Source organism: Agromyces aerolatus (genome assembly GCF_031432255.1).
Lineage (GTDB): Bacteria > Actinomycetota > Actinomycetes > Actinomycetales > Microbacteriaceae > Agromyces.
Map to the genome: position 1 here is coordinate 12346 of NZ_JAVKGQ010000019.1, position 17238 is coordinate 29583.

Below are 17238 nucleotides of genomic sequence, written 5' to 3' on the forward strand. Positions count from 1 at the left end.
TGCGGGGATTGTCTCCGAGCGTAGCAGTGTGCTTGGCTGTCATTACAATCCCAACAAGGTTTATAGGAGAATCACGGATGCCTCGCCTGAACCTGTACACGCGCGAACCCGTCGGCCCGGCCGACGCCCCGCTGGTGGTCCTCGGGCCGGCGCTCGGCGCGCCGGCCTCGATGTGGGACGGCGTCGCCGCCCGGCTCGCACCGGACTACCGCACGGTGACCTTCGAGCACTTCGGGTTCAACGGGGCACCCGTCGTGCACGAGGCGTTCACGATCAGTGATCTCGCCGACGCCGTCGTCCGGGTGATCGACGACGTCGGCGCCCAGCGGGCGTTCTTCGCGGGCGACTCCATCAGCGGCGCGGTCGCGCTCGAGCTCGCCCTCCGGCACCCGGACCGGGTCGCGGCCGTGGCGGCCGTGTGCAGCGTCGCGCGCACCGCGAGCGACCCGAGCATGGCGCCGCTGGCCGCCGCCGTGCGGAACGAGGGCACGGTGGCCCGCGCCGCGGACGTCGGCGACCGCTGGTTCGCCCCCGGCGCTGCTGAGACGCGCGGGGCAGAGATCGATGCACTCGTCGCGTCGCTGGTCGGCGCCGACGACGAGACGTACGCGCGCTACCTCGACGCGCTCGACGCGCACGAGATCGGCGAGCGGCTCGCCGAGATCGACGTTCCCGTGCTCTCCATCTGGTCCGAGTTCGACCTCGGTGACGCCGAGGGCAAGATGCGGTTCATCGCCGAGGGCGTCCAGCGCGGCACCCTGGTCGGCATCGAGGGCGCGGGCCATGTGCCGCCGCTCGAACAGCCCGAGGCGGTCGCCGACGCGTTCCGGAGCTTCTTCCGAACGGAACGGTGACGCGTGGGCTCCGCGATGGCGATTAGCCCGCTCGGACGAAGCGGCCTGCAGGTCTCCCGGGTCTGCCTCGGCACCATGATGTTCGGGGGTCCGACCGATCGTGCGACGGCGCACCGCATCATCGCGAGTGCACGTGATGCGGGCGTCAACTTCATCGACACGGCTGATGTGTACCAGGGCGGCGAATCGGAGGTGGTGACCGGATCCGCGATCCGGGAGGATCGCGACCACTGGGTGCTCGCCACGAAGCTCGGCAGCTCGATGGGACCCGGCCCCAACCAGGGCGGGTCGTCGCGGAAGTGGATCGTGGAGTCCGTCGACGCGAGCCTGCGCCGGCTCGGCACCGACTACCTCGACGTCGTCTACCTCCATCGGAGCTTCAGCGACGCGGCCCTGCCCGAGGCGGTGCGGGCGCTCGGCGACCTGATTAGGCAGGGCAAACTGCGGTACTTCGGGGTATCCAACTTCGCGGGCTGGCGAATCGGGCTGGTGTGCCAGCTCGCCGATGCGTTCGGACTCGACCGGCCGGTCGCGAGCCAGCCCGTGTACAGCGCGGTCGAGCGCACCGCCGAGCGCGAGGTCATCCCGGCCTCGGTGCACTACGGCGTCGGGCTCGTGAGCTACAGCCCGCTCGCCAGGGGCGTGCTCACCGGCAAGTACCGCGCTGGGACGACGCCGGACGCGGAGAGTCGCGCCGGGCGCGGCGACGCCCGCATGCTGCAGACCGAGTGGCGGCCGGAATCGCTCGCGGTCGCCGAGCGGCTCGCCCGGCACGCCGACGCGAAGGGCATGACGCTCACCGAGTTCGCGCTGGGATGGGTGCTCGCGAACCCCGCCATCAGCTCGGTGATCGCCGGCCCGCGGACCTTCGACCAGTGGGAGGCCTACCTCGCGGCCGCCCGGACGCGGTTCGACGACGAGGACGAGGCGGCGGTCGACGCGCTCGTCGCCCCGGGGCATCCGTCATCGCCCGGATACAACGATCCGGCGTATCCGGTCGAAGGGCGTCTCCGATGAGGGGCGGCCCTCAGGCGTGGCGCTCGATGAATTCGACGACGATGCCCTCGAGCAGACCCTCGTAGTAGGCGTATCTGCCGTTGCCCGCCGGAAGCGGCGACTCGAGCACGAGCCGAGGCTCGCTGCCGCCGGCTCGCGCGCGTGCGAGGTGCTCGTCGATCGACTCCACGAGGTACGCCACGTGATGGACGCCGCTCGTGCCGCCGCCGGCGGCGAGGTGTTCGTGGTACGGGGACGGGCCCGGCCCGGTCGGTTGGATGAGCTCGATCCGGATGTTGTCCGAGTCGTAGAACGCGACGTCGGCCGTGTACGTGACCACCTGGCCGCGATACTCGACGTCCGGGACCTCCATCGAGAAGTGCCGGTAGAAGTCGACCCCGCCGAGGAAGGCGCCGTTGGTCTCGCGCGTCGCCTCGAGGTCCGGCACGACGAAACCGAGATGGTAGACCGCCGGGTAGTACGGGTCTGGGGTCACGAGCGGGCTCCGATCGCCGGTGGGGCTGAGGCGCTGTTAGAAGATGGCGACCGGGTTCACGGGAGACCCCGTGCCGCCGCCGATGGCCAGCGGCGAGATCGTCGTGAAGAAGCTCCAGCGCGACCGCGCACGGCACGCCTCGGCGAGCGGATCGAGCGCCGCATTGTCCAGCAGAGGCATCCCCATGTAGACGATCGCGCCGACATGCAGCGGCACCCGTTCGGCACCCGCCTGACGAGGCAGCGCGTCGTTCGCGCCGTCCGACCCGAGGACCGAGACACCTCGCTCGTGCAGCCAGGGCAGGCACGACGCGTCGAGACCCGCGACGTGCAGCGCGCCGTCCACGAAGTCGCCACCGGTCGCGGCGCGACGGGCGGATCGCCCGACGTAGACGAAGAGCGCGTCGCCCTCGCGCAGCTCGGTGCCCTGCACCTCGAGGGCGGCGTCGAGCTCGGCCGGAACGACGGGGGAGAGCGGTTCCACGAAGGCGGTGCCCCGTACCGCGGGGACATCCAACAGCACGCCCCGCGTCGCGATGCCGTCCCGGAACACGTCGATGGTGTTCGCCTCGGCCCCCGAGGCTCGCACGAGCTCGGCCGGCCGGTCGTTGTACATACGGCCGTCGTAGAAGACGTGGCACAGGGCGTCGAAGTGGCTCGTGTGCACGCCGTGATAGTCGATGCCGACGAAGTCCGTGGCCGACGCGTAGCCCTCGGCCGCGTCCTCGCCGTGCTTGAGCATGACGTGTCGCGTGGGCGGCTCGGCCGAGGCGAGCGCGCCGGAGAGGTCGATCGAGCCGAATCCGACGACCGCGCCCTCGCGGATCTCGGCCGCGGCGCGCGCGGTGACCGCCGGGGTGATCAGGTTCACGGTTCCCCGCTCGTCCTCGGCACCCCAGCGCCCCCAGTTCGAGACGGCCTCGAAGACCGCGGGCAGCTCGTCATCGGTCATCAGTCGCGGGTTGGACATCCGTTTCCTCTCTCAGGCCAACGCGGGCGCAGACGCATTCAACCGCACCGACTGGCCGCGCAGGGTGCTCATGATGCGGTCGGCCATGTACACCGTGGGACCCGAGAGCTCGGCGTCGGGGAACTCGACCACGAAGCGCTTGAACAGCGTGGCCAGCTCGAGGCGCGCGAGGTTGCGCCCGAGGCACTGGTGGATGCCCTCGCCCAGTGTGAGGTGCGGGTTCGGGTTGCGGCGAATGTCGAACGTCTCGGGAGCGTCGAACGCGCGCTCGTCCCAGTTCGCCGAGGCGAGGAGTCCGACCACCCAGTCGCCCGCCCTGATGTCCTTGCCGTGCCACTCGAAGTCCGCCGACGCGACGCGGAACTTGCTCCTGACGGGCGATCCCCAGCGCAGGACCTCCTCGACCGCGGACGGTGCGAGCGACGGGTCGTCCCGCAGCAGCTGCGCCTGATCGCGGTCGGAGATGAACTTCAGCAGACCCAGGGAGGCCGCGCTTCGCGTGGTCTCGAGCCCGCCGCCGATGATCACCGACATGTAGTTGCGCATCTCGTGCGCGGTCAGCGGGTCGTCGTCGATGCGGAGCTGACCGAGCACCGTCGCGAAGTCGTCCTTGGGGTCGCGTCGGCGTGAGAGGGCGAGCTCTCCGCAGTAGTCGAGGAGTGTCTGCTGGCCGAGCCGCGACGTCTTCACCGGGTCGCCGTCGACCTGATACCGGTCGTCGGCGGGGGAGAGCCAGCGCCATGCGGCGACGCGGAGGTCGTCCCAGTCGGACTCCGGGACGCCGATCATCCGGAGCACCACGCGCGCGGGCAGCTCACCCGCGATCTCGTCGACGAGGTCGACCTCGCCCTTCTCGCGCGCCTCGGCGAAGATCTCGTCGACGATCGACGAGACATCCCCCGTGAGCTTCTTGATCGCGGGAACGCTGAAGTGCTTGTTGACGGGCCGCCGGTACAGGTCGTGGATGGGCGGGTCGTTGCGCGCCATGCTCGTGTCGAACCCCATGGCGAACCGCTCTTCGGGCGTGTAGCGCTTGGGCGTGGCCGGGATGCGCGTGTCCCAGCGATTGCTGAGCTGTGCGTGGTTCGTGAGGAACTGCTTGACGTCGTCGTACCGGCTGATCGTCCAGTGGTGCTTGCCGTAGCTGTCGTCCTCGGTCCAGTGCACCGGGTCCTCGTCGCGCAGCCGGCGGAAGACCTCCTTGTACTCAGGGGTGACGTACCACGAGGGGTCGAGCATCCGGTCGTCGGTGTCCCACTTCGTCATCACAGCTCCTTCGTCATCGTGGTGCCTTCGCCGTGCACGAGCCGGCGCCCGAGCTCGCGTCCGCGTTCGAGCATGGTCGCGTCGCCACGTTCCCACGTGACGTTGAGGTTGACGCGTGCGAGCTTCCAGCCCTCGGGGGTGCGCACGAGGTCGTCGACGTAGTACCCGCCGAGGGTGTATTCGGCCTCGGGTGCCCCGGGCAGGAAGTGGATGGCCTGCATGTACATGATGCAGGTCGCCGTGTCGCCGTCGATCGTGATGCGCGGGTTGGTCATCTGGTGCTGGGTGGTCGCGAGCCCGGTGAAGAGCACGCGTCGCCCCTCGACCCACTCGTCGGCCGTCATGGCGACCCAGTCCTGACCGAGGCCCGTGAACTCGGCCTCGGCCGCGGGCCGGAACCTCACCTGGACCTCGTCGGTGAAGATCGAGCGCCAGAGCGCCCAGTCCTTGGTGTCGAGGCCGGTCGCGTAGTCGTACACGACGCGCTCGATGGCGGCCTGGTCCAGCAGGTGCTGCAGTTCTCTCTCGGTCATCGTCGACCTTCCGTGTGCGAATCCCGCGACGCGATCGTCGACGGACATTACAAACATTTATAGCTTAGTCCAGCTTCGGACTATGCTGATCGCGAGGCGACGGCGCCGGAACGGGGTGGGGATGCTGCTTTCGCTCGCCGACTACGCCGCGGACGCCGCGTACCTGCTCGACCCCGACGTCGCCGCCTTCGTGGAATCGGGCGCGGGCGGCTCGCGGGCGGTGCGCCGCAACCTCGAGGCGTTCCAGCGGCACGTGCTCATCCCGCGACGCTTCGTCGACGTCTCCCGGATCTCGACGGAGACCACCGTGCTCGGAGCGGTCGTCTCGAGTCCGGTGCTGATCGCCCCGACCGGGCTCCAGCAGCTCGCGCACCCGGATGGGGAGGTCGCGACGGCGCGCGCCGCGGCACGAGCCGGCACCGTCGCGCCGGCCGCGGTGCTGGCGACGCATCCGCTCGAGCGCATCGTGGAGGCCGCGGCCGGCGCACCCGTGTGGTTCCAGCTCTACGACTACGGGCGGGCGCACACCGAGGGGCTGCTCGAGCGCGCCGAGGCCGCCGGATGCGCGGCCGTCTGCGTGACCATCGACGTGCCCCGCCGCGCGCGGATGCGCGAACACGATCGCCGCAACGGGTTCCGGCCCTCGAGCCGGGTCCAGCTCGCACACTTCCCCGACGGGGCGCCCGAGGTGCGCCCCGTGCTCCGCGCCACGCTGGAGTGGATCTGCGCCACGACGTCGCTGCCGGTCGTCGTCAAGGGCGTGCTCCGCGCCGACGATGCCGCGACCGCAGTCGAGGCCGGTGCGTCCGGCGTCGTCGTCTCCAACCACGGCGGCCGGGAGTCCGGCTCCGCGCCGGCCGCGGTCGACGTGCTTCCCGAGGTCGTCGACGCGATCGGCGCGCGGGCCGAGGTGTACCTCGACGGCGGAGTCCGCACGGGCGACGATGTCGCCAAGGCGCTCGCGCTCGGCGCCCGCGCGGTGATGATCGGGCGACCGACGTGGTGGGGCCTCGCCGTCGCGGGTGAGGACGGCGTGGCCGACGTGCTCTCGATCCTGCGCGAGGAGCTCGTCGAGACGCTCGCCCAGCTGGGCTGCCCCGACGTCCGCGCACTCGACCGCGGGTACGTCCGCAACGAAGGAGCCAGATGACCACGGCCGTGAATGCCGAACTCGTGTGCCACCTCGATGTGCCGGGTGGCGGGCAGGTCTGGGTCGACGGCGACCGCTGCTACGTCGCCCACATCGAGGCCCCGCACGGCACGAGCATCTACGACGTCGCCGACCCGGCGCACCCCGTGAAGCTCGCCGAGATCGAGATGCCGCAGGGCTGGCACTCGCACAAGGTGCGCGCGGTGGGCGACGTCATGGTCGTGAACCACGAGCAGTGGGGAGAGGGCGGGCCGGAGGGGTTCCGTGGCGGCCTCGCGATCTACGACGTCTCCGACCCCTCCAACCCGCGGCTCACGGGCAAGTGGGAGACCGGCGGGAAGGGTGTGCACCGGTTCGACTTCGACGGCGAGTACGTGTACCTGTCAGCCACCGCCGAGGGCTACCGCGGGAACCTCGTGTTCATCATCGACGTGCGCGATCCGGCCGACCCCCGCGAGGTCTCGCGCTGGTGGATCCCCGGCCAGTGGACGGACGGCGGCGAGGAGTACCCGTGGGACGACTTCGTGCCGCCCCGCTGCCACCATCCGCTGCGCGTCGGCGACCGGCTCTACGTCAGCTACTGGCATCACGGCTTCTTCATCCTCGACATCTCGGACCCGAGGCATCCGGTCGCCGTCGGGCACTCGCGACGCAGCCCGGCGTTCCCGCACCCGACCCACACCTGCCTCGTGCTGCCCGATCGCGTACGCGATCGGCGGTACATGGTCGTCGCCGACGAGGACGTCTCCAAGATCCATCCCGCACCGCCCGCGTTCGCGATTGTCTACGACATCACCGACGAGACGCTCCCCGTGTCGGTCTCGACGATCACCGTGCCCGGCGTCGACGTCGACGGATCGCCGCAGGAGCCGTTCACGGGGTGCCATCAGCCGAGCGAGCGCTTCCACGGCACGATCATCCCGTTCGCGTGGTTCGCGCACGGCCTGCAGGTCTTCGACCTCGCCGAGCCGCTCGCGCCGCGGCTCGTCGCCTCCTACCTGCCCGACCCGGCTCCGGGTGCGAGTCGCGTCTCGTCCAACGACGTGACCGTCGACGGTCGCGGCCTGGTCTACCTGCTCGACCGCGTCGCGGGGCTCGACCTCATCAGACTCGACCTGCCCGATCCGGTGAGCTGACGGACCGCGGATCGCGACCGATCGGCCCCGAGCGCCGAACCGAACGACCGACGAAACGACCGACGAAAGGACGAATCATGAGCACCGTTCACAATGAACCGACGACACGACCCCGCCGGGACGCCGACACCGCACGGCTCAGCGAGCTGCTCGACCGCGCCGACATCACCGACGTCATCGGCCGCTACTGCTTCGGCATGGACTCGCGCGACTGGGACCTGTACCGGAATGCCTGGACCGACGACATGAAGACCGACCTCATCGAGCTCTCCGGGAGTCAGGTCGGCCGCAGCACCATCCGCACCGACGACTGGGTCGACGCGCTCAAGGAGTTCTTCTCGGAGATCGAGTTCAGCCAGCACCTGAAGACGCCCGTGGGGTTCGAGTTCGACGAGGCGCGCGAGCACGCGACCGTGCTGTCGGTCATGCAGGGCAAGCACTGGGCGAGCACCCGGACCGGCGAGCACATCTCCACGACCGTCGGCTATTACCGCGACACGTTCACGCGCACGGACGAGGGCTGGAAGATGACGTCGCTCAAGGAGCTCGTGGGCTGGCACGAGGGCAACGTGTTCATCGTGTCGAACGGTCAGCGCAAGCTCATCGCGAGGCTCAGCGAGCTCTACCCCGAGATCGACTGGGAGCGCGGCGTCCAGCAGCTGATGGCGGGCGTCTGAGGCCCACGAATGCCACGTGGCCCGGGTGTTCCCCGCACTCGGGCCGTTCGGTGTCAGGCCATGACGGGGCTGGAGAAGCGGACCGGGAACTCGGCGAAGCCGTTCATCACGTTGTCCTCGGCCCAGACCGGCTCGCCGACGGGCTCGAGGTCGGGCAGGGCGGCGAGGATGCGCGGCAGGAACACCTGCAGCTCGAGCCTGGCGAGGTTGCGGCCGAGGCACAGGTGGATGCCGTCCGAGAAGCTCACGTGCGGGTTGGGGCTGCGGGTGATGTCGAACCGGTGCGGATCGTTAAAGACGCGTTCGTCCCGGTTCGCCGACGCGAGCGAGCCGACGACCCAGTCGCCGGCCCGGATCTCCCGGCCGTGGAAGTCGAAGTCGACGGATGCCACGCGCAGCCGGTTGCTCGCGGGTGAGGCCCAGCGCAGGCATTCCTCGACGGCGCCGGCGGTGAGCGACGGGTCGCTGAGCAGCAGCTCGCGTTGCGCGGGATTCTTCAGGAACAGCCAGGTGCCGACCGCGGCGACGTTGCGGGTCGTCTCCAGCCCGCCGGCGATGAGGGCCGTCAGCCAGGCGCGGATCTCCATCACGCTCAGCACGTCGTCGTCGATCAGCGTGTTGGCGATCACGGTCGCGAAGTCGTCGCGCGGCCGCTCGCGGCGATCCAGCGCCATCTGCGTCGTGTAGTCCGAGAGCCGCTTCAGCCCGATCGCGCGCGTCTTGACCGGGTCGTCGTCGATCACCCAGCGGGGGTCGGCCGAGGAGAAGTACAGCCAGACGGCCTCCCGCAGCTCGGGCCAGTCCGTCTCGGGCACGCCGAGGAGGCGGAGGATGACGCGCGCGGGCAGCTCACCCGCGATCTCCTCGACGAAGTCCGCCTCGGTGCGGCCGCCGATCGACGCGATCACCTCGTCCACGTACCGTTCGATGTCCGCGGTGAGCTTGCGCACGGCCGGCACGCTGAAGTGCTTGTTCATCGGGCGCCGGTACAGCGTGTGCACCGGCTGGTCGAGATGGGCCAGCACCGATCCACCCTCGGCGAACCGCTGTTCGGGCGTGATGCGCTGCGGGGACTTGGGCACCCGGCTCGCCCAGCGGCTGCTGAGCCGCTCGTGGTCGTGCAGATACGCGACGACGTCCTCGTGCCGGGTCACGAACCAGTAGTGGCGGCCGTACGCGTCGTTGCGCGTCCAGTGGATCGGATCCTCGTCGCGGAGCCGGCGGTAGACGTCGTGGAACTGCTGCGTCGCGAGCCAGGCCGGATCCAGCAGCGAATTGTCGATCTCGCTCCAGTCGGTCATGCGCTGCCTCCTCGATGAAGCCGGGACCGCTCGCCGCCGGCGGCGACGGAATCAGGTCTGCGAGCGAATGTAGTCAATTATTGACATGAAGCGCTACCCTCAGGATGGTCGGGTATCAAGGAGGAACTATGACCAGCAGCGCGACCGCGCTCGTCCAGACCGGACCCAAAGAGCAGCACTTCGAGGAGATCCCGTTCCCGAAGCTCCCGCCGGGCGCCGCGCTGTTGCGGGTCGAGGCGAACGGCATCTGCGGCAGCGACGTCGAGTCGTTCCTCGGCGAGGACCGGATCGTCCCCGCAGACCGGAAGTATCCGCGGATCAACGGGCACGAGATCGTGGGCGTCATCGAGGACCTCGGCCCCAAGACGAAGCACCGCGAGGGCCTGAACATCGGCGACCGGGTCGCGGTCAATCCCGTCATTCCCTGCGGCCGATGCGAGCCGTGCACCGACGGGCGGATGCACATGTGCGCGGCCGGCCGGTTCGCCGTGCCCGTCTACGGATTCATCCCGACCACGGTGTCGCCCGGCCTCTGGGGCGGCTACAGCACGCACGTGTACCTCGACCCCGACACGGTCGTCTACCCGTTCCCCGCGGACTTCGACCCGCTGACCGCCACGCTCTGGAACCCGCTCGGCGGCGCGATCCAGTGGTCGATCATGACGCCCGGCCACCGGGCGGGCCAGTCGGTCGTCGTGCTCGGAAGCGGTCAGCGCGGACTCGCGATCGTGGCCGCGCAGCGCGCGGTCGGGTCCGGCCTCATCGTCGCCACGGGCCTGACCCGCGATCGGCACAAGCTCGATCTCGCGCTCGAGTTCGGTGCGGACGCCGTCATCGACGTCGAGCAGCAGGATCCCGTCGAGGCCGTGCTCGAGCTCACGGGCGGCCAGGGCGCCGACCTGGTCATCGACACCGTGCCGAAGATCACGTCCACGACCCTGCAGGGCCTGCAGATGGTCAAGACGGGTGGGACGTTCGTCAACATCGGGGTCAAGGAGGCGACCGTCGACGGGTTCCCGATCGGCCGGATCACGTCGAAGAACATCCGGGTGATCGGCGCGGCGAACTCCAGCATCGCCGCGTACCGCACCGCGGCCGACCTGCTGATCGACGGTCGCGTCCAGCTCGACAAGATGCGCACGCACGTGTTCGGCTTCGACCGGTTCGAAGAGGCGCTCGACACCCTCGAGGCCAAGGTGCCGGGCACCAAGAGTGTGAACGTGGTCGTCACGCCCACGTTCACGGCGTGATCAGCGCAGACGCACCTGATCCGAGCAGACCAAGGAACCAGACGATGACCCTGACCCGCGGAACGATCGATTCGACCGAGGCATCCGCCGGCGCCTCAGACGACTACCTGGCGCGCGCCCGGGCGCTCGTGCCCGTCATCGAGGCCAACGCCGCGGCCGGCGAGGCCGCCGGCGCCATGCCGGCGGCGACTATCCAGGCGCTCAAAGACGCCGGGCTGTTCTGGATGCTCGTCGAACGCGACCTCGGCGGCGGCGGCATCCCGATCGACGAGGCACTCGAGGTGATGGAGATCATCTCGGAGGCCGACGGCTCGACCGGCTGGGCGCTCATGGCGTCGTCGGTCTCGACCTGGAACTCCTCGCAGTTCTACCCGGGCCTGCGGCGCCTCTACGGCGAGGGCGAGCGCCCCATCACGTGCGGGACGCAGGCGCCGCTCGGCACCGCGGTCAAGGTCGACGGCGGATACCTCGTCACCACGCCGCCCGTCCCGTTCGGCAGCGGCATGGACGCCGCGGACTGGGTCGGCACGACCGTGCGGATCGTGGACGCGGAGGGCACGCCGGTGCTCAGGGAGGGCGGTGCGCCGCTGACCCGAGCGGTGCGCGCCCCCAAGGCGGAGACCACGGTCTACGGCGACTGGGACGTCATGGGGCTGGCCGCGACCGGCAGCTACACCTACGGCTGGAACGAGTACTTCGTGCCCGAGGAGTTCTCGTTCGACGCGGCACCGCTGGTCCCGCCGCCCGGGCAGGACTACCGAGGTGCGACGCTCGACCTGATGTCCTCGGGCGTCGTCGGGCACGGTGCGGTCGTGCTCGGCCTCATGCGGCGTGCGCTGCGCGAGGTCGCCGCGATCGTCGACGGCAAGAAGCGGATGGGCTACGCGGTGCCCGTCAACGAGTACCCCGTCTTCGCGAAGGAGTTCGTCGAGGCGGACGCTGCCTTCTGGTCGATCCGCGACTACTTTTACCGCGTGATCCGCGAGGCGATGTCCTCGGTCGAGCAGACGCAGTCGCTGACCGCCGAACAGATGGCGCGGGTCAGGCAGGCGACCACCCACCTCCACACCGTCGCGACCGAGGTCACTCTGTTCGCGAGCCTGTGGGGCGGCACCCAGACGATCCGCAACCCCAGCTTCCTGGGCCGTGCCGTGCGCGACCTCGTCGTCGCGCGCAACCATGCGCTCATCGACCCGGTCACGCTCGACAACGCGGCGGCGCCGATCATCGACTCCTGGAGGTCGGTGGCGTGACACATCCGATCGCGGAGTGCTGGACGTCGATCGTCCGCTTCCACGACCCCCGGCCGTCCGGCATCATCGGCGCGGCGCAGACGTACGAGCGCGAGGGCTGGGACGGGATCGTCTTCGCGGACAGCCAGTCGATCGCGCCCGACGTCTTCGTGATGCTCACCGCGATCGCGATGAGCACCGAGCGGCTGCGGTTCACGACCGGCGTCACGGTGCCGCTCACCCGGCAGCCGGCGGTCGTGGCGAGCGCCGCCGCGGCGGTCCAGGAGATCTCGGGCGGCCGCATGCAGCTCGCGCTGGGACGTGGCGACACCGCACTCGCCTATCTCGGCCTCTCGCCGACCCGCCTCGGCACGTTCGAGCGATTCGCCGCGCTCGTGAAGCGCTATCTCGCGGGCGACACGCTGCCGCTGCCCGAGGTCGCGCCCGTCATGGAGGGCGCGATCCACGGTTTCGAGGACCTCGCGGTCGGAACCGGTCCCGACGGCAGCTCGCTCGTCTGGTTGGATCGTGCGCAGCCCCGGGTCCCGGTCGAGATCGCCGCGACCGGGCCGAAGGCGCTGGAGATGGCCGGGCGTGTGGGGGATCGGGTCGCACTCATGGTCGGCGCCGATCCGGAACGCGTCGCCTGGGCGATCGAGCGCGTGCGCGCCGGTGCACGGGAGGCCGGCCGCGACCCCGACTCGCTCGGCTTCACGGCGTTCACGTCGGTCGCGGTGACCGACGGCGGCGACGGCCGCCGCGAACGCGAACTCGTGGTGCCGTTCGTCGCGGTCGGCTCACGATTCCGCGTGATGGACCGCCAGGTCCGCGGATTCGCGACCGAGCGCGACCGGGCCGTGCTCGAGGGCATGCTCGACACCTACGACGTGAGCCAGCACGCTCAGGGCGGGCAGGGCCGCGGAGGCCTCGATGACGACTACATCAGCGCATACACGATCGTGGGCGAGCCGGCGTACTGCCTGGACCGGCTGCACGGCCTGGCCGAGCTCGGCGTCGACCGGTTCGTGCTGTCGCACTCGACCCCCGACCAGCCCGAGCACGATGAGATGCGCGCGCGCCTCGTCCGAGACATCCTGCCGACCATGCAGGGCCACTGACCACCCCCAGGACACGAACGAAAGCGAGACGCCCCCATGACCGACACCCGCGAATCGACCGGCAGCGCCGCCCTCGCCGCATCGGACTACGTCGAACGGGCCCGGGCGATCGCGCCGATCGTGGAGGCGCATGCCGCCGAGGGCGAGGCCGCCGGCGCCATGCCGGCCGCGACCATACAGGCGCTCAAGGACGCCGGCCTGTTCTGGATGCTGGTCGATCGCGAGCTCGGCGGGGGAGCGGCGCCGGCGGATGTCGCGCTCGAGGTCTTCGAAGTCATCGCCGAGGCCGACGGCTCGACGGGCTGGGCGCTCATGGCAAGCGCCGTCTCCACCTGGAACACGTCGCTGTTCTATCCCGGCTTCCGTCAGCTGTTCCTGGATGGCCGGAAGCCGATCTCGTGCGGCACGATCAACCCGCTCGGCACCGCGGTGCAGGTCGAGGGCGGTTACCGCGTGAACACCCCGCCGATCCCGTTCGGCAGCGGCATGGACGCCGCCGACTGGGTCGGCACGACGGTACGGATCATGGACGACGCGGGCAACCCGGTCCTGCGGGAGAACGGCGCGCCGCTCACGCGCGCGATCCGGGCGCCGAAGGCCGAGACGATCGTCTACGGCGACTGGGACGTCATGGGCATGGCGGCAACCGGCAGCTACAGCTACGGCTGGAACGACTCCTTCGTGCCCGACGAGTTCACGTTCGACTCGGCCCCGCTCCTGCCGAAGCCCGGCGAGGCGTACCGGGGGCGGACCCTCGATCTCATGTCGTCGAGCGTGATCGGTCACGGCGGCGTCGCGCTCGGGCTGATGCGGCGCGCCCTGCACGAGGTGGCGACCATCGTCGAGGGCAAGAAGCGCATGGGCTACACCGTGCCGGTCGACGACTACGCGGTCTTCAAGAAGGAGTTCGTCGAAGCCGACGCGAAATTCTGGTCGGTGCGCGACTACTTCTTCCGCGTGGTCCGCGAGGGCATCGCGGCCGCGCAGGAGACCAACTCGCTGAGCCTCGAGCAGATGGCCCGGATCCGGCAGGCGACGACGCACGTGCACACCGTGGCCACCGAGGTCGTGCTCTTCGCGAGCCTGTGGGGCGGCACCCAGACGATCCGGAATCCCAGCTACCTGGGCCGCGCGGTCCGCGACGTGATCGTCGCGCGCAACCACGCGCTCATCGACGTGGTCACGCTCGACAATGCCGCGAAGCCGATCATCGACTCCTGGAAGTGACGCGCGCGCACTCGTTATCAAAGCGTGCTTGAGATCGTAATCATTTAAATGTTGTATGGGTGAAGAGGCGGGCCGGTGAGCTCGCCGACGGCCGTCACGAAGGAGTGGTCCACCCATGCATCAGAGATCCGCGATCCGGGCGGCAGCAGCCGCTGCCGCCCTCGCACTCGGGCTCACCGCCTGCTCGTCCGGCGACGCCACCGAGGCCGGACCGACCGTCGAAGGGGCGTCCTGGGACGCGCTGGAACCCATGGAGTTCCGGATGGCGACGTTCGGGGGCGAGGACAACATCCACTCGCAGCCGCTGAACGCGCTCGCCGAGACCATGGAGGAGGTGTCCGGCGGCAAGCTGACGTTCGAGATCTTCTACGGCGGAGCGCTCGTGCCCTCGACGGAGCAGGGCATCGCGATCTCCAACGGCACGACCGACATGGGGACGTTCTTCCCGGCGTACACGGCATCCGACTACCCCGCCGACGAATGGGCGTCGCCGCTCGCGTTCACGCCCGACGACTCCCCGGTCGTGGGAAGCCTGCAGGCGATCGGAACCACGCTCGACTGGGCCTATCAGACCCCTGAATACCTCGAAGACATCACCGCGAAGGGCATCACGCCGCTCCTTCCGCGCATCCAGACCTCGCACGCGTACAACCTGCTGTGCAAGGACGAGGTGACGACGCTCGACGACTTCCAGGGCAAGCGCATCCGGATCGGCGGGCCGGCGCACACGGCCGAGGTCGAGGCGCTCGGCGGCGCGCCGGTCGCGCTGCCCAACACCGAGGTCTTCGAAGCGCTGCAGCGCGGCGTCATCGACTGCACGGTGGCGACCCTCACCGACATCGTGAACATCGGACTCGAAGAAGCGGCGCAGAACTTCGTCTTCGTGCCCTTCAGCGGCTGGTCCTCCAACGTCTTCGGCGTCAACACCGCGGTGTGGGAGGGTCTGCCGGAGTTCGTCCGTCAAGCCTTCCTCGACGAGGGCCTTCCCGCCTACCTCGAGGCGTTCGTGCAGGCCGAGATGACCGCGAACGTCGAGGTCGCGCAGATGGAGCAGCTGAACTTCTTCGAGCCGAGCGGTGAGATCGTCGACGTGCTCGACGAGTTCCACGAGACCGTGCTCGACTCGCGCCGGTCTGCGACGGGGACACCGCTGGCCGACCCGACCGCGTCCCTCGACCTCTACCTGGAGACCGGCGACAAGTGGCTCGGCCTGGTCGAGGAGGCCGGCTACGACGGGGCGCCGGCCAACTGGAACGAGTACGTCGCGGCGCACGACGGCGAGCTGCCCGACTTCGGCCCGTGGCTCGACCTCGTGCTGAACGACGTGGTCAAGGCGAACTACGGCTCCTGACGGCTGACGCCCGCCCGCCACCGGTCGAAGAAGTCGACCAGGTCGGGCAGGACGTAGGCGCCCCAGAGCCGCGATACGCCCGCCGACGCCAGCGAGTCCAGGCGCGCTCGCACGTCGGCGGGCGTGCCGAAGACCCCGAACTGCTCGGCGAGATGGTCGCGCAGGCCGAGCTCGTCGATGAGCCGGGCGTTCGGGTTCGAGGCGTCGCCTCCGGCGTGCTGGAGGTAGGAGTACCGGCTCGCCAGCTCGGCGAAACGCGGGCGAAGCGGGTCGGGGATGATCGTCTTCGCAGCCGACTTCGCGAGGAGGTTGCCGCCGACGGCGAGTGCCGAGCTCACCTCGCGGGCGGCGTCGTCTGCGGTGGACCCGAGGTTCAGATAGGCCAGGTACCAGACCTCGATGCTCGCCGGGTCGCGGCCGACTTCGCGCGCGCCCGCCTCGATCTGCTCGGCGGCGTACTCGCGCGCCGGCTCGCCCATGCCGAGACCGACCACGACGGCGTCGGCCACCCGGCCGGCCAGTCGCAGCATGCGCGGCCCGTGGGCGGACACGACGATCGGGATCGGTCCGCCGGACCACCACTCGAGCACGAGTGTGTTGTCGCGGTACTCGGCGCGCCCGGCCGAGTGCAGGTCGCGGATGGCGCGAATGTACGCCTCGAGCTCGGCGACCGTCGCCGACCGCTCGCCGAGGTTGTGCACGGCGCTGTCGCCCGTGCCGATGCCGAACACCGCGCGGCCGCCTGAGAACTCGTGCAGCGTCGCCATCGCCGAGGCGGCGACCGCGGGGTGCCGGGTCACGGGGTTGGTGACCCCCGGGCCGAACCGCACGCGCGAGGTGCTCGCCGCGATCACGGTCAGCGCGGTGTACAGCTCGCGATGCGTCGACTGCATGTCGCCCACGCGGAGCGCGCCGAATCCGGCGCGCTCGGCCGCCTGCGCGAGCGCCGGGATGCGGTCGAGGGCGAAGGCCGGGAAGTTGATGCTGAGCTCGACCGGGAGTGCGCTGGACCGGGTCATGGAGTTCTCCTGATGATCATTGCAGTGATTGATACGATAACCGCATCAGGATCCGAATCAATGAGGAGCGGACATGTCCTACACGCTTGACGAACTCTCGAGCATCGCGGAGATCCGGAACGTCCAGGAGCGGTACTGCCGCGGCATCGACCGCGCCGACGCCGACATCCTGCGCACCGTGTACTGGGAGGACGGCTACGACGAGCACGGCGCGTTCGAAGGTGACCGCGAGGCGTACATCGAGTGGGTGATCCCGGTGGTGCGCGAACGGTTCGCGGTGCTGCAGCACGTGCTCGGCCAGACCTGCACCGAACTCGACGGCGACTTCGCCTACTCCGAGACCTATTTCGTGCAGCACTCGCTCCGCCCCGACGGCGTGACGTACGCGAGCCCGGGCCGGTATATCGACCGGCTCGAGCGCCGGAACGGCGAGTGGCGGATCCTCGAGCGCAAGACGATGATGTCGTTCTTCTACGCGACGTCAGACGCCGACGTCGACAAGCACGCCGCCGCGGGCTTCCCCGCCGGCAGCATGAGCCCCGAAGACCCCTCGTACCTCCGCGGGCCGCTGCTCGACCGGCGCCAGGGCGCGGCCTGATCACAATCGTGTATACATTGCTTTCATTACATAGATTGAGAGTAAGGTGGCGTGCATCCGGGCCA

17 protein-coding genes are annotated in these 17238 nt (G+C 69.8%); 11 read left to right on the forward strand and 6 right to left on the reverse strand.

Annotated features, from left to right (window positions below; translation table 11 throughout):
• Window positions 1-77: 77 nt before the first annotated feature.
• Together RH864_RS17225 and RH864_RS17230 are read left to right on the forward strand one after the other, a co-directional pair.
• Window positions 78-854 carry an alpha/beta fold hydrolase gene (locus RH864_RS17225; RefSeq protein WP_310518811.1) on the forward strand — a complete coding sequence of 259 codons (777 nt, stop codon included), beginning with the start codon at window positions 78-80 and terminating at the stop codon, window positions 852-854.
• Window positions 855-869: 15 nt separating this feature from the next.
• Entirely contained in the window at window positions 870-1871 is a 1002-nt protein-coding gene (locus tag RH864_RS17230) for an aldo/keto reductase (protein WP_310518812.1), read from the forward strand.
• Window positions 1872-1881: 10 nt separating this feature from the next.
• Here the strand turns inward: RH864_RS17230 and RH864_RS17235 are convergent, their stop codons facing one another.
• The 4 genes from RH864_RS17235 to RH864_RS17250 are packed head-to-tail and all read right to left on the reverse strand — an operon-like array spanning window position 1882 to window position 5114.
• The gene (locus tag RH864_RS17235) at window positions 1882-2346 is read right to left on the reverse strand and encodes a VOC family protein (RefSeq protein ID WP_310518813.1); all 465 of its coding nucleotides are present in this window, start codon (window positions 2344-2346) and stop codon (window positions 1882-1884) included.
• Between the two features lie 36 nt (window positions 2347-2382).
• The gene (locus tag RH864_RS17240) at window positions 2383-3297 is read right to left on the reverse strand and encodes a cyclase family protein (RefSeq protein ID WP_310518814.1); all 915 of its coding nucleotides are present in this window, start codon (window positions 3295-3297) and stop codon (window positions 2383-2385) included.
• Window positions 3298-3327: 30 nt separating this feature from the next.
• Complete coding sequence (locus tag RH864_RS17245) at window positions 3328-4581, reverse strand: cytochrome P450 (RefSeq protein WP_310518815.1); 1254 nt, start codon at window positions 4579-4581, stop codon at window positions 3328-3330.
• Entirely contained in the window at window positions 4581-5114 is a 534-nt protein-coding gene (locus RH864_RS17250; protein ID WP_310518816.1) for a nuclear transport factor 2 family protein, read from the reverse strand. The genes RH864_RS17245 and RH864_RS17250 overlap by 1 nt, the downstream gene beginning before the upstream one ends.
• A gap of 121 nt (window positions 5115-5235) precedes the next feature.
• On the opposite strand from RH864_RS17250, the gene RH864_RS17255 reads away from it, so the two are divergent.
• The 3 genes from RH864_RS17255 to RH864_RS17265 all read left to right on the forward strand — a co-directional run bounded on the left by RH864_RS17255 (window position 5236) and on the right by RH864_RS17265 (window position 8077).
• Complete coding sequence (locus tag RH864_RS17255) at window positions 5236-6264, forward strand: alpha-hydroxy acid oxidase (RefSeq protein WP_310518817.1); 1029 nt, start codon at window positions 5236-5238, stop codon at window positions 6262-6264.
• A complete protein-coding gene (locus tag RH864_RS17260) occupies window positions 6261-7400 on the forward strand; it encodes an LVIVD repeat-containing protein (RefSeq protein ID WP_310518818.1) in 1140 nt (379 codons plus the stop codon). The genes RH864_RS17255 and RH864_RS17260 overlap by 4 nt, the downstream gene beginning before the upstream one ends.
• A gap of 77 nt (window positions 7401-7477) precedes the next feature.
• On the forward strand, window positions 7478-8077 hold the full coding sequence (locus RH864_RS17265) for a nuclear transport factor 2 family protein (RefSeq protein WP_310518819.1): 600 nt from the start codon (window positions 7478-7480) through the stop codon (window positions 8075-8077).
• Window positions 8078-8130: 53 nt separating this feature from the next.
• On the opposite strand, the gene RH864_RS17270 is transcribed toward RH864_RS17265, so the two are convergent.
• Window positions 8131-9378: a cytochrome P450 gene (locus RH864_RS17270; RefSeq protein WP_310518820.1), complete on the reverse strand. Its 1248-nt coding sequence runs from the start codon at window positions 9376-9378 to the stop codon at window positions 8131-8133.
• 128 nt (window positions 9379-9506) lie between these two features.
• On the opposite strand from RH864_RS17270, the gene RH864_RS17275 reads away from it, so the two are divergent.
• The 5 genes from RH864_RS17275 to dctP all read left to right on the forward strand — a co-directional run bounded on the left by RH864_RS17275 (window position 9507) and on the right by dctP (window position 15556).
• Entirely contained in the window at window positions 9507-10628 is a 1122-nt protein-coding gene (locus tag RH864_RS17275) for a zinc-dependent alcohol dehydrogenase (protein WP_310518821.1), read from the forward strand.
• A gap of 44 nt (window positions 10629-10672) precedes the next feature.
• Complete coding sequence (locus tag RH864_RS17280; protein WP_310518822.1) at window positions 10673-11881, forward strand: acyl-CoA dehydrogenase family protein; 1209 nt, start codon at window positions 10673-10675, stop codon at window positions 11879-11881.
• A complete protein-coding gene (locus tag RH864_RS17285; RefSeq protein ID WP_310518823.1) occupies window positions 11878-12978 on the forward strand; it encodes an LLM class flavin-dependent oxidoreductase in 1101 nt (366 codons plus the stop codon). Before RH864_RS17280 ends, RH864_RS17285 begins: the two co-directional genes overlap by 4 nt.
• Window positions 12979-13014: 36 nt before the next feature.
• Window positions 13015-14205, forward strand: a complete 1191-nt coding sequence (locus RH864_RS17290; RefSeq protein ID WP_310518824.1) for an acyl-CoA dehydrogenase family protein — start codon at window positions 13015-13017, stop codon at window positions 14203-14205.
• A 115-nt stretch (window positions 14206-14320) separates the two neighbouring features.
• Entirely contained in the window at window positions 14321-15556 is a 1236-nt protein-coding gene (gene dctP / locus RH864_RS17295) for a TRAP transporter substrate-binding protein DctP (protein WP_310518825.1), read from the forward strand.
• Here the strand turns inward: dctP and RH864_RS17300 are convergent.
• A complete protein-coding gene (locus tag RH864_RS17300) occupies window positions 15544-16575 on the reverse strand; it encodes an LLM class flavin-dependent oxidoreductase (protein WP_310518826.1) in 1032 nt (343 codons plus the stop codon). The genes dctP and RH864_RS17300 overlap by 13 nt on opposite strands.
• Before the next feature lie 73 nt (window positions 16576-16648).
• On the opposite strand from RH864_RS17300, the gene RH864_RS17305 reads away from it, so the two are divergent.
• Window positions 16649-17173: a nuclear transport factor 2 family protein gene (locus RH864_RS17305; RefSeq protein WP_310518827.1), complete on the forward strand. Its 525-nt coding sequence runs from the start codon at window positions 16649-16651 to the stop codon at window positions 17171-17173.
• The last annotated feature ends 65 nt before the right edge of the window (window positions 17174-17238 follow it).